Consider the following 12560-nt stretch of genomic DNA (forward strand, 5'->3'; position numbering starts at 1 on the left):
GGGTTTGCTCCGGCTTAATGGGTGCGTAAAGGCTTCGGGAACCCGGCGGCGAAAAAAAACCGCCCGAAGGCGGTTTGTGCCGGGATCAAGCCACGGCGACCGGGATCTTGCCGATCTTGGCCTGCCACTCCTTGGGGCCGGTGGTGTGCACCGACACCCCCTGGGCGTCCACGGCGACGGTCACGGGCATGTCCTTGACGTCGAACTCGTAGATGGCTTCCATGCCGAGGTCTTCGAAGGCCAGCACGCGGGCTTCGCGGATGGCCTTGGACACCAGGTAGGCGGCGCCCCCGACGGCCATCAGGTAGGCCGATTGATGCTTCTTGATGGCCTCGATGGCCACCGGGCCGCGCTCGGACTTGCCGATCATGGAGATCAGGCCGGTCTGGGCCAGCATCATTTCGGTGAACTTGTCCATGCGGGTCGCGGTGGTGGGGCCGGCCGGGCCGACCACTTCGTCGCGCACCGGATCGACCGGGCCCACGTAGTAGATGACCCGGTTGGTGAAGTCCACCGGCAGCTTCTCGCCGCGCGCCAGCATGTCCTGGATGCGCTTGTGCGCGGCGTCGCGGCCGGTCAGCATCTTGCCGGACAGCAGCAGGGTCTGCCCCGGCTTCCAGCTGGCCACTTCCTCGCGGGTCAACGTATCCAGGTTGACCTGCTTGGACTTGTTGTAGTCCGGCGCCCAATGCACATCGGGCCATTCGCTCAGCGACGGCGGGTCCAGGCGGGCCGGGCCGGAACCGTCCAGCACGAAGTGCGCATGGCGGGTGGCCGCGCAATTGGGGATCATGGCCACGGGCTTGGAGGCCGCGTGGGTCGGGAAGGTGTGGATCTTGACGTCCAGCACGGTCGTCAGGCCGCCCAGGCCCTGCGCGCCGATGCCCAGCGCGTTGACCTTTTCATAGAGTTCGATGCGCAGCTCTTCGAGCTTGTTCTGCGGGCCGCGGGCCAGCAGTTCGTACATATCGATGTCTTCCATCAGCGACTGCTTGGCCATCAGCATGGCCTTCTCGGCCGTGCCGCCCACGCCAATGCCCAGCATGCCCGGCGGGCACCAGCCCGCGCCCATGGTCGGCACCGTCTTGAGCACCCAATCGACCAGCGAGTCGCTGGGATTGAGCATGACAAACTTGGTCTTGTTCTCGGAGCCGCCGCCCTTGGAAGCCACTTGCACGTCGACCGTGTTGCCGGGCACCAGGTCGACGTGCAGGATACAGGGGGTGTTGTCGCGCGTGTTCTTGCGGGCGAAGAGCGGGTCGTCCAGGACCGAGGCGCGCAGCGGGTTGTCCGGGTTGGTATAGCCGCGGCGCACGCCTTCATCGCAGAGTTCCTGCAGGCTGCGCCGGGTGTCAAAGCGCACGTCCATGCCGATCTTCAGGAAGACGTTGACGATGCCGGTGTCCTGGCACAGCGGGCGCTTGCCTTCGGCGCACATGCGCGAGTTGGTCAGGATCTGGGCCATCGCGTCGCGCGCGGCCGGGCTTTCCTCGCGCTCGTAGGCGCGCGCCAGATGGCGGATGTAGTCAACGGGATGGTAGTAGCTGATGAACTGGATCCCGTCGGCGATCGACTGGATCAGGTCTTCTTCTTTGATGGTGACGGTCATGGCATTACGGTGAGAAACAACGGGAACATTCGGCCGGACGCGGCGCCCGGCCCTGGAACGGATTTTATTTGCCTTGCCAGACGGGCTTGCGCTTCTCGGCAAAGGCGGTGGCGCCTTCCTTGGCGTCGGCGGATGTGAAGATGTGGGCGATCAGCGGACGCTGGCGGTCGAACATGCCTTCCTGGTCCCAGTCCAGCGACTGCTGCACGATGCTCTTGGCGGTCTGCACGGCCAGCGGGCCGTTCTCGACGATGACGCGCGCCAGGGCCAGGGCGCCTTCCAGCGCCTGGCCGGCCTCGGTCAGACGGTTGACCAGGCCCAGCTGGTGGGCGCGCTCGGCGCCCAGCATATCGCCGGTCAGGATGATTTCCATGGCGACGTGGTAAGGCAGGCGGCGCGGCAGGCGCATCATGCCGCCCGAGCCGGCCACCAGGCCGCGCTTGACTTCGGGCAGGCCGAACTTGGCGTTGCCGGCGGCCACGATAAGATCGCAGGCCAGGGCCATTTCGCAGCCCCCGGCCAGGGCATAGCCCTCCACCGCGGCGATCAGCGGCTTCTTGGGCGGGCGTTCGTTCAGGCCGGCAAAGCCGCGTCCCGGGATCAGCGGGCGCTGGCCGCTCTGGGCGAAGGCCTTGAGGTCCATGCCCGAGGAGAACGTGCCACCGGCGCCGGTCAGGATGCCGATGCGGATATCGTCGCGCGCATCGAGCTGGTCGAGCGCGGCGGCCATGGCCTGGGCGGTCTCCAGGTTGATGGCGTTCTTGGCCTCGGGGCGGTTCACCGTGATGATCTGGATACCGTCGGTGACTTCCACCTTGATGAGTTCGGACATGCTGGCTCCTTCCTGTAGCCCCGGGCGCGCCGGGTTTTATATAAGACTTGGGCAAACAGCAATGATACGACCAATGCCCGGACACCGTCCCGCCCCCAGTCCACGCCACGGCCGTCCCCCCCACGGAATCCGACCCCTTTTCTACCGCCCCCGGGGCGCGATAAATCGCGCCGCGCCGGCGCCTGCCGCCGGGGATGGCCGCAAGCCAGTTAAAATCTACGGTTTTCCCGCGTCAGCGCACCCGGCCCCGGGCCACGAACCCTATGCTTACCTTTCAGCAAATCATCCTCACGCTCCAGGAGTACTGGGACAAACAAGGTTGCGCCCTGCTGCAGCCCTATGACATGGAAGTCGGCGCCGGTACCTCGCACACGGCGACCTTCCTGCGCGCCATCGGGCCCGAACCCTGGCGCGCGGCCTATGTCCAGCCCTCGCGCCGCCCCAAGGACGGCCGCTACGGCGAAAACCCCAACCGCCTGCAGCACTACTACCAATACCAGGTGGTGCTCAAGCCGGCCCCTCCGGAAATCCTCGACCTGTACATCGGTTCGCTCAAGGCCCTGGGCATCGATCCGGCCGAGCACGACATCCGTTTCGTCGAAGACGACTGGGAAAATCCCACGCTGGGCGCCTGGGGCCTGGGTTGGGAAGTCTGGCTCAACGGCATGGAAGTGACGCAGTTCACGTATTTCCAGCAGGTCGGCGGACTGGACTGCACGCCCACCACCGGCGAGATCACCTATGGCCTGGAACGCCTGGCCATGTACCTGCAAGGCGTCGAAAGCGTGTACGACCTGGTCTGGACCGAAGGAAGCCGCGGCCGCCGCGTGCTCTACCGCGATGTCTTCCACCAGAACGAAGTCGAGCAATCCACCTACAACTTCGAGCATTCCTCGGCCGAGATGCTGTTCTCGCACTTCAACGACTATGAAGCCGAGGCCAAGCGCCTGATGGACGTGCCGCTGGCCCTGCCGGCCTACGAGGCCGCCCTGAAGGCCGCGCACACCTTCAATATGCTGGACGCGCGAGGCGCCATCAGCGTGACCGAGCGCGCCGCCTATATCGGCCGCATCCGCAACCTGTCGCGCGCCGTCGCGCAGGCCTATTACGACTCCCGTGAACGACTGGGCTTTCCCATGCTGGGCGGCAGCGCCCCCGCCGGGGAGGCCGCCTGACATGACCACCACTATCCGCCCCCTGCTGGTTGAACTGCTGACCGAGGAACTGCCGCCCAAGGCCCTGAACCGCCTGGGACAGTCCTTCGCCGAAGGCGTGCGCGCGACGCTGGACCGCCTGGGCCTGCTGGCCCAAGGCTGCCAGGCCACCGCCTACGCCACGCCGCGCCGCCTGGCCGTGCGCCTGTCCGCCGTGCTGGCGCAGGCCCCCGACCAGGCCTACGCCGAAAAACTCATGCCCGCCAAGATCGGCCTGACCGAAGACGGCAAGGCCACGCCCGCGCTGCTCAAGAAACTGGCCGCCAAGGGCCTGGAGCACCTGGACCCCGCCCGCCTGGAACGCGAGTCCGATGGCAAGCAGGAATACCTGGTCGCCCGCGGCACCGCGCCCGGCGCCCAGCTGGCCGCCGGCCTGCAGGAAGGCCTGGACAGCGCCATCGACGGCCTGCCCATCCCCAAGGTCATGCGCTATCAACTGGCCGATGGCGTGAGCACCGTGAAGTTCGTGCGGCCCGCCCATCGCCTGGTGGCGCTGTTCGGCGCCGACATCGTGCCCGTCTCGGCCCTGGGCCTGCAGGCCGGCCGCAATACGCTGGGCCACCGCTTCATGAGCGAGGGCGACGTGGTCATCGCCCAGGCCGACGCCTACGAGCCCACCCTGGCGCAAGCGCGCGTCGTCGCTTCGTTCGAGAAGCGGCGCGCCGATATCGAAAAGCAGCTGCAGGCCGAGGCCGCCAGGCTGTCGGCCACCCTGGGCGATGACCCGGAAGTGGCCGCGCTGCTGGACGAAGTCACCGCCCTGGTCGAGCATCCCACCGTCTACGTGGGCCAGTTCGAGGAACAATTCCTGCAAGTGCCGCAGGAATGCCTGATCCTCACCATGCGCCTGAACCAGAAGTACTTCCCGCTCTTCGACCCGGCCACCGGCAAGCTCACGCATCGTTTCCTGATCGTCAGCAATATGCAGACCGCCAACCCGGTGAACATCGTCGAAGGCAACCAGCGCGTCGTGCGCCCGCGCCTGGCCGACGCGCAATTCTTCTTCGAGACCGACCGCAAGATGCCGCTGGCCGCCCGCGTCGAGCAGTTGGGCAGCATCGTGTATCACAACAAGCTGGGCACCCAGCTCGAGCGCGTGGACCGCGTACGCGCCATCGCGCGCGGCGTGGCCGAGGCGCTGGGCGCCGATGTGTCGGCCAGCGACCGCGCGGCCTTGCTGGCCAAGGCCGACCTGGGCTCGAACATGGTGGGCGAGTTCCCTGAGCTGCAGGGCATCATGGGCGCCTACTATGCGGCCGGCGACGGCGAGCCGGCCGACGTGGTCGAGGCGCTGCGCACCCAGTACCGCAACCGCTACGACAGCCCGGTCAGCGCCGAGACGCTGACCGCCGCCGTGCTGTTCCTGGCCGAACGCGCCGAAACCCTCGTCGGTATCTGGGCCATCGGCCTGGCGCCCACCGGCGAGCGCGACCCCTTCGGCCTGCGCCGCGCCGCCCTCGGCCTGATCAGCGCCTTCGAGCAGCTGGCCGCCGGCGGCTGGCTCAAGACCAGCGAGGACGGCCCGCTGTCCTTGACCGGCCTGCTGAGCCTGGCCGAAGCCAGCTTCCCGGCCGGTAAAGTGCCCGCCAGCACGCTGCCCGAGGTGCAGGCCTTCATCTATGAACGCTACCGCAACCAACTGATCACCGAACACGACCGCAATGCCGTCGAGGCCGTGATCGCCCTGACGCCGCCCCTGCACCAGGTGGCCGAGCGCGTGCGCGCCGTGACCGCCTTCGGCCAGATGCCCGAGGCCGCCAGCCTCGCGGCGGCCAACAAGCGTATCGGCAATCTGCTCAAGAAGGCCGAAGGCGACATCGGGGAGGTCGACGCCGCGCGCCTGGCCGACCCGGCGGAAAAAGCCCTGGCCGACACCATCGCCCGCCTGGGGCCGCAGGCCGGCGCGCAGCTGGCCGCCGGCGACTTCGCCGCCAACCTGCGCACCCTGGCGCAGGCCCGCGGACCGGTCGATGCCTTCTTCGCGGACGTCATGGTGATGGCCGAGGACGCAGCGCTGCGCGCCAACCGCCTCGCCCTGCTCAAGCAATTGCACGGCCTGATGAACCAGGTCGCGGACATCTCCAGGCTGGCGCAGTGAAACTCATCATCCTGGATCGCGACGGGGTCATCAACCGCGACAGCGACGCCTTCGTCAAGACCCCTGACGAATGGATCCCGCTGCCCGGCAGCCTGGAGGCCATCGCCCGGCTGACGCAATCCGGCTGGACGGTGGTCGTGGCCACCAACCAGTCGGGGCTGGCGCGCGGCCTGTTCGACATGGACACGCTCAACGCCATCCACATCAAGATGCGCCGCGAGCTGGCCGCCCTGGGCGGCAGCATCGAAGCCATCTTCCTGTGCCCCCATGGGCCTGACGATGGCTGCGGCTGCCGCAAGCCCCTGCCGGGCATGATGCACGACATCGCCCAGCGCCTGGACGCCGACCTGGCCGGCGTGCCGGCCGTGGGCGATTCGCTGCGCGACCTGCAAGCCGCCGCCGCGGCCGGCTGCGCGCCCTGGCTGGTGCTTACGGGCAACGGCGAAAAGACCCGAGCCAAGGGCAATCTGCCTCCCGGCACACGTGTCTGCGCCAACCTGGCCGAAGTGGCCGATCTCCTTCTGCAGGACGAATAAGGCATGGCCTGGCTGCGCTCTTTTCTCTACATGGTCTTCCTGGCCGTCACGGTCATCCCCTACGCCTTTGCCTGCATCCTGTGGGCGCCGCTGCCCCTGCGCCTGCGCTACAGGCTCACCGTGGGCTGGCCACGCCTGGCCATCTGGGGCGCCAAGGTCTTCTGCGGCATCCGCTGGCAGGTCAAGGGCTGGGAAAACCTGTCCGACCAGCCCGTGGTGCTGCTGTCCAAGCATCAGTCGGCCTGGGAAACCCTGTTCTTTCCGGCGCATATGCCGCGCCCGGTCTGCTTTGTCTACAAGAAGTCGCTGCACTGGGTGCCTTTCTTTGGCTGGGGCCTGGCCCTGCTGCGCATGATTCCCATCGACCGCGCCAAGGGCCGCGACGCCTTCGAGCAAGTGGTGCGCGAGGGGGGTAAATGCCTGCAAGACGGCCGCTGGCCGCTGCTGTTTCCGGAAGGCACGCGGGTCGCGCCGGGCCAGATGGGCCGCTTCAAGATGGGCGGCGCGCTGCTGGCCTCGCGCACCGGCGCGCCGGTGGTGCCCGTGGCCCTGAACGCCGGCGAATGCTGGCGCCGCAATGCCTTCGTCAAGCAGCCCGGCCTGGTCACCGTGTCCATCGGGCCCGCGATAGAATCGCAGGGACTCACCCCCGACGAACTCAACGCCAAGGTCCACGCATGGATCGACGCGGAAATGCGGACACTCAATCCAGAAAGGTATGGCCAGCGCTGACCAGCTCGAATTCCTGTTCGATGCCGGGCCCTCCCAAGAGGCCCCGACCGGCGCGCCCCTGGCCTCCATCCCCACACCCTGCCCCGACCCGCTGCCGGCAGGCGGCCGCTGGCGCGAGGTGCAGACCGAGCAGCAGCGGATAGGTTTCGTGCTGCTGCGCTCGCGGCGCCGCAGCATCGGCTTTGTCGTGGCCGACGACGGCCTGCGGGTGACCGCGCCCAATTGGGTCACGCTCGGGCAGATCGACGAGGCCGTGCGCGAAAAGGCCCGCTGGATACTCGCCAAGCTGCGCGACTGGCATACCCGCCGCGAACAATTGGCGCTGGCGCAGACGCGCTGGCAAGCCGGTGGCGAACTGCCCTACCTGGGCCGGCGCATCGTCATCGGCCTGGCCGCCGACCGGCGCCAGGCCCACCTCGAGGGCGATGCCGCCGCGCCGGCCGACGGCGCCACGCTCTGGCTGCCCCTGCCGGCCGACGCCGAGGCGGCGCGCATCCGCGACGCCGCCCAGGCCTGGCTGCAACAGCGCGCCGGCGCGCTCTTCGGCGAACGCCTGGCGCACTTCCTCGAGCGCACGGGCCTGAAGATCCGGCGCTGGCGCCTGTCCTCGGCCGCCACGCGCTGGGGCTCCTGCACCAGCGACGGCAACATCATGCTGAACTGGCGCCTGATCCACTTCAGCCCCGACATCATCGACTACGTCATCGCCCATGAGCTCGCGCATCTGCGCGAAATGAACCACAGCCAGGATTTCTGGGCCGAAGTCGGCCACATCCTGCCCGGTTTCGAAGCGGCCAAGAAAGTCCTGCGGCGCCACGATCCGGCCATGCTGCCCAGGTTCTGACGCCATGGAACTGCGCCAGCTGCGCTACTTCGCCAAGGTGGTCGAATGCGGCAGCCTGGGGCGCGCGGCGACCGAGCTGGGCGTGGTCACCTCGGCCTTGAGCCAACAGATCAGCCGCCTGGAAAGCGAGCTGAGCACGCGCCTGCTGACCCGGACCTCGACCGGCGTGGTGCTGACCGACGCCGGCCTGGCCTTCCTGCGCCAGGCGCAACTGTCCCTGCGGCACGCCGACGACGCCGTGAAAGCCGCGCGCGAATCGCGCCTGAGCGGCCATGTGAGCATCGGCCTGGCGCAGACCACGGCCTCGGTGCTGGCCCTGCCCTTCATGCGCGCCATGCGCGAGCGTTATCCGGACGTGCGCCTGCGGCTGGTCGAAAGCCTGTCGGGCCATTTGTCCACCATGCTCAATGCCCGCCAGCTGGACCTGGCCATCGTGTTCCACACCGAAACGGCGCGGCGCTGGAGCGTCATGCCCCTGCTCGACGAGCGCCTGTTCTTGATCGCGCGCGAGGACATGCCGGGCCTGCCGCCGGCCGGCCCCGTCCGCCTGCGCGACCTGGCCGGCCTGCCGCTCCTTTTGCCCAGCGACAGCCACGGCCTGCGCGTGCTGGTCAACAACGGCTTTGCCCGCCTCAATGACAGGCCCAACCTGGTCGCCGAAATCGACGGTCTGGACGTGCTGATGGAATTGGTCGAGGCGGGCCTGGGCGCCACCATCCAGCCCGGCGCGGCCACCGTGCGCCTGCGCGGCCCCACCCTGGCCACGCGGCAAATCCGCGACCGCCAACTGGCGCGCAGCAATCTCCTGGTGAGCCTGTCCGACGATGAACTGTCCCCGGCCGCCCTGGCGGTCAGGGTGCTGCTGGCCCAGACCGCCTCCGAGCTGGTCCGCGCCGGCGCCTGGCCGGGCGCAACCCTTCACAAATCGTGAAGAGGCATTGCTCCCCGCCTTCTGGCGGGGGCAGGCGCAGGTCCCTATAGTCGGCCCATCGAATGATGGACGACGACATGATAGACGTACTCGTGATCGGCGGCGGCAACGCCGCCCTGTGCGCGGCCCTGATGGCCAGGGAGGCCGGCGCCAGCGTGCTGCTGCTGGAGGCCGCGCCGCGCGAATGGCGCGGCGGCAACTCTCAGCACACCCGCAACCTGCGCTGCATGCACGACGCGCCCCAGGATGTGCTGGTCGACGCCTACCCCGAAGAAGAATACTGGCAGGATCTGCTCAAGGTCACCGGCGGCATCACCGACGAAAAACTGGCCCGCCTGGTCATCCGCGCATCGTCCTCCTGTCGGGACTGGATGCGCAGCCACGGCGTGAACTTCCAGCCGCCGCTATCCGGCGCGCTGCATGTGGCGCGCACCAATGCCTTCTTCATGGGCGGCGGCAAGGCGCTGGTCAATGCCTACTATCGCAGCGCCGAAGCCCTGGGCGTGCAGATCCGCTACAACGCGCCGGTCGATTCGCTGGAACTGGCCGATGGCCATTTCGTCGCCGCCCGCATCGGCCAGGAGCGCATCGAGGCCCGCAGCTGCGTGCTGGCCGCCGGCGGCTTCGAATCCAATCTGGAATGGATGCGCGAGGCCTGGGGCCAGAACGAACGCGGCGAGTGGCCGGCCGACAACTTCCTGATCCGGGGCACGCGCTTCAACCAGGGCGTGCTGCTGAAGTTCATGATGGAGGCGGGCGCCGACATCATCGGCGATCCTTCGCAATCCCATTGCGTGGCCATCGACGCGCGCGCGCCGCTCTATGACGGCGGGATCTGCACCCGCATCGATTGCGTGTCGCTGGGCGTGGTGCTCAACCGCGACGCCGAGCGCTTCTACGACGAAGGCGAAGACTTCTGGCCCAAGCGCTACGCCATCTGGGGCCGCCTGGTCGCCATGCAGCCCGGGCAGATCGCCTACTCCATCATCGACGCCAAGGCGGTGGGCCGCTTCATGCCGCCGGTGTTCCCGGGCGTGCGCGCCGACTCGCTGGCCGAACTGGCCGCCAAGCTGGAGCTCGATCCCGCCCGCTTCGTGCAGACCATCGAAGACTACAACCGCGCCTGCCGCGTGGGCAGCTTCGACCACACCCGGCTGGATGACTGCCATACCGAAGGCCTGACGCCCGCCAAGACCCACTGGGCGCGTCCCATCGACACGGGGCCCTTCTACGGCTATGCGCTGCGTCCGGGCATCACTTTCACCTACCTAGGCCTGAAGGTCGACGAGACCGCCGCCGTGCGGTTTGGCGGCATCCCCAGCGACAACCTTTTCGTGGCCGGCGAGATGATGGCCGGCAATGTGCTGGGCAAGGGCTATACGGCCGGCGTCGGCATGTCCATCGGCACGGCCTTCGGCCGCATCGCCGGCACCCGCGCGGCCGCGGCCGCGCGCGCCCAAGGCAAGAACGGAGCCCAACGTGAAGCAGCTTGAACCACTGGCCCGCCAGGCCGAACTGGCCGGCGCCGCCCCCTCGCGGGGCCAGCCCATGAAATTCGTCGCAAATGCCAGCACGGCCGGCGCGCGGATGAGCGAAGACGAGAACGAAGTCGCGCGCATCATGCAGATCTGCAATGCCTGCCGCTATTGCGAAGGCTTCTGTGCGGTCTTTCCCGCCATGACCCGGCGCCTGGAGTTCGACAAGGGCGACGTCAACTACCTGGCCAATCTCTGCCACAACTGTGGCGCCTGCCTGCACGCTTGCCAATACGCGCCGCCGCACGAATTCGGCGTGAACGTGCCGCAGGCCATGGCCCGGGTGCGCATGCAGACCTATACCGACTATGCCTGGCCCCAGGCCCTGGGCAAGCTGTACCAGCGCAATGGGCTCACCCTGTCGCTGGCCGTGGCCGCCACGCTGGCGCTTTTCCTGGCGCTGGTGGTCAGCATCAATGGCGGCTGGCTGCACACGCCCCTGGCCGGCAATTTCTACGCCATCTTCCCGCACAACACCCTGGCGCTGATGTTCGGCGTGGTGTTCGGATTCGCCGTGCTCGCCCTGGCCCTGGGCGTGACCCGCTTCTGGCGCGATGTCAGCCCGGGCGCGGCCAGCGGCCCGGCCGTGGCCGAAGCGGCGCACAACGCCTTGCGGCTCAAATACCTCGACGGCGGCCACGGCAAGGGCTGCAACGAAGCCGACGACGCCTTCACCCTGGCCCGCCGCCGTTTCCATCATTTCACCTTCTACGGCTTCATGCTATGCTTCGCGGCCACCTCGGTGGCCACGCTCTACCACTATCTGCTGGACTGGCACGCTCCCTACCCCTTCTTCAGCCTGCCCGTGCTCCTGGGCACGGCGGGCGGCGTCGGGCTGCTGATCGGCCCGGCCGGCCTGTTCTGGCTCAACCTCAAGCGCGATCCGCGCCAAGGCGACACCCGGCAACGCCCGATGGACCGCGGCTTCATCGCCCTGCTGTTCTTCACCAGCCTGACCGGACTGCTGCTGCTCGCCCTGCGCGACACCTCCTGGATGGGGCTGCTGCTGGCGGTGCACCTGGGCGTGGTGATGGCGCTGTTCCTGACCCTGCCCTACGGCAAATTCGCCCACGGCATCTTCCGCAGCGCCGCCCTGCTCAAGTCCGCTATCGAGAAGCGCCAGCCCAACACCCTGGGACTGGGTTCGGACTGACCCCGGGCCCTGCCGCGGCGCCCGCTTTCGCACAAATAAATACCAGGAGACTTTCCATGTCATTGCGCTCATTGCTCCAGACGGCCTGTACCCTCGTGCTGGCTACCGGCCTGGCCCAGGCCCAGACCTTTCCGGGACGCCCAATTTCGCTCATCGTGCCGCACTCGGCCGGCGGCACCTCCGATATCCTGGCGCGCACCGTGGCCGCCGAGGCAGGCAAGACGCTCAAGCAAACCATCGTGGTGGAAAACAAAGGCGGCGCCAATGGCAGCATCGCCGCCAAGACTGTCGCCAGCGCCACGCCCGACGGCTATACACTGCTGCTGGCCACGGCCAGCACGCATGGCATCAACCCTTCCCTCTATCCCAAGATCAGCTACGACGCCGTCAAGGATTTCGCGCCCGTCACCCTGCTGGCCACCGTGCCCAATGTGCTGGTCGTGCGCAAAGACCTCGGCGTCGACAACGTGGCCGCCCTGACCTCCCTGCTGCGCGCACAGGGCGGCAGCCTCAACATGGCCTCGGCCGGGGCCGGCACCCCCGGCCATCTGGCGGGCGAGATGTACCGTAGCCAGGCCAAGCTGGAATTCACCCACGTGCCGTACAAGGGCGGCAGTCCGGCACTGTCCGACCTGCTGGGCGGACAGGTGGACTTCATGTTCACCACCATCCCCGGCGCACTGCCCCACATCAAGGCCGGCAGCCTCAAGGCCCTGGCCGTCACCTCGCCGGAACGCTCGTCCGCCCTGCCCCAGCTGCCGACCATGGCCGAATCCGGCCTGCCCGGTTTTTCCGCGCTCTCCTGGCACGGCATCGTCGCCCCGGCCGGCACGCCGCCGGCCGTCATCGCCACGCTGAACGACGCATTCAGCCGCGCCCTGCAATCGCCCGAAGTCAAACAACGCCTGGCCGAAGAGGGTGCGCGCGCGGCCCAGTTGAACGGCGAGGCCTTCGGCCGTTTCATCCAGACCGAAGTCTCGACCTGGGCCGTCGCCGTCCGCGATTCCGGCGCCTCGCTATAGACCTATCGCGCCGCCCCTCCCTTCGGACGAAAGGGATTCTCCGCCCGACGGCGC

General features: G+C 68.1%; 11 protein-coding genes. 9 read left to right on the top strand and 2 right to left on the bottom strand.

Features of this window, described 5'->3' with window-relative positions; genetic code table 11:
* Positions 1-85 precede the first annotated feature (85 nt).
* Both AXA74_RS04875 and AXA74_RS04880 read right to left on the bottom strand, forming a co-directional pair.
* Positions 86-1609, bottom strand: coding sequence for a fumarate hydratase (locus AXA74_RS04875; RefSeq protein ID WP_032957009.1), 1524 nt, complete (start codon positions 1607-1609; stop codon positions 86-88).
* 64 nt (positions 1610-1673) lie between these two features.
* Positions 1674-2441 (bottom strand): crotonase/enoyl-CoA hydratase family protein, encoded by a 768-nt coding sequence (locus AXA74_RS04880; protein WP_032957007.1) that lies wholly within the window; start codon positions 2439-2441, stop codon positions 1674-1676.
* Between the two features lie 263 nt (positions 2442-2704).
* Here AXA74_RS04880 and glyQ point away from each other — a divergent pair, with 263 nt between their 5' ends.
* The 9 genes from glyQ (at position 2705) to AXA74_RS04925 (ending at position 12506) form a co-directional block, all read left to right on the top strand.
* Positions 2705-3616 carry a glycine--tRNA ligase subunit alpha gene (gene glyQ, locus AXA74_RS04885; RefSeq protein WP_029581541.1) on the top strand — a complete coding sequence of 304 codons (912 nt, stop codon included), beginning with the start codon at positions 2705-2707 and terminating at the stop codon, positions 3614-3616.
* Position 3617: 1 nt separating this feature from the next.
* Complete coding sequence (gene glyS / locus AXA74_RS04890; RefSeq protein WP_032957004.1) at positions 3618-5753, top strand: glycine--tRNA ligase subunit beta; 2136 nt, start codon at positions 3618-3620, stop codon at positions 5751-5753.
* Positions 5750-6289 (top strand): D-glycero-beta-D-manno-heptose 1,7-bisphosphate 7-phosphatase, encoded by a 540-nt coding sequence (gene gmhB / locus AXA74_RS04895; RefSeq protein ID WP_029581543.1) that lies wholly within the window; start codon positions 5750-5752, stop codon positions 6287-6289. Before glyS ends, gmhB begins: the two co-directional genes overlap by 4 nt.
* A gap of 3 nt (positions 6290-6292) precedes the next feature.
* Positions 6293-7021: a lysophospholipid acyltransferase family protein gene (locus tag AXA74_RS04900; protein ID WP_032957002.1), complete on the top strand. Its 729-nt coding sequence runs from the start codon at positions 6293-6295 to the stop codon at positions 7019-7021.
* A complete protein-coding gene (locus AXA74_RS04905; protein ID WP_029581545.1) occupies positions 7008-7865 on the top strand; it encodes a M48 family metallopeptidase in 858 nt (285 codons plus the stop codon). The genes AXA74_RS04900 and AXA74_RS04905 overlap by 14 nt, the downstream gene beginning before the upstream one ends.
* Positions 7866-7869: 4 nt before the next feature.
* A complete protein-coding gene (locus tag AXA74_RS04910) occupies positions 7870-8796 on the top strand; it encodes a LysR family transcriptional regulator (RefSeq protein ID WP_029581546.1) in 927 nt (308 codons plus the stop codon).
* A 77-nt stretch (positions 8797-8873) separates the two neighbouring features.
* Complete coding sequence (tcuA, locus tag AXA74_RS04915) at positions 8874-10289, top strand: FAD-dependent tricarballylate dehydrogenase TcuA (protein ID WP_032957113.1); 1416 nt, start codon at positions 8874-8876, stop codon at positions 10287-10289.
* Positions 10276-11484: a tricarballylate utilization 4Fe-4S protein TcuB gene (tcuB, locus tag AXA74_RS04920; protein ID WP_032957001.1), complete on the top strand. Its 1209-nt coding sequence runs from the start codon at positions 10276-10278 to the stop codon at positions 11482-11484. The genes tcuA and tcuB overlap by 14 nt, the downstream gene beginning before the upstream one ends.
* 56 nt (positions 11485-11540) lie before the next feature.
* Complete coding sequence (locus tag AXA74_RS04925) at positions 11541-12506, top strand: Bug family tripartite tricarboxylate transporter substrate binding protein (protein ID WP_032957000.1); 966 nt, start codon at positions 11541-11543, stop codon at positions 12504-12506.
* Positions 12507-12560 lie beyond the last annotated feature (54 nt).

The sequence above is a fragment of the Bordetella hinzii LMG 13501 genome (assembly GCF_001548475.1).
Lineage (GTDB): Bacteria > Pseudomonadota > Gammaproteobacteria > Burkholderiales > Burkholderiaceae_B > Bordetella > Bordetella hinzii.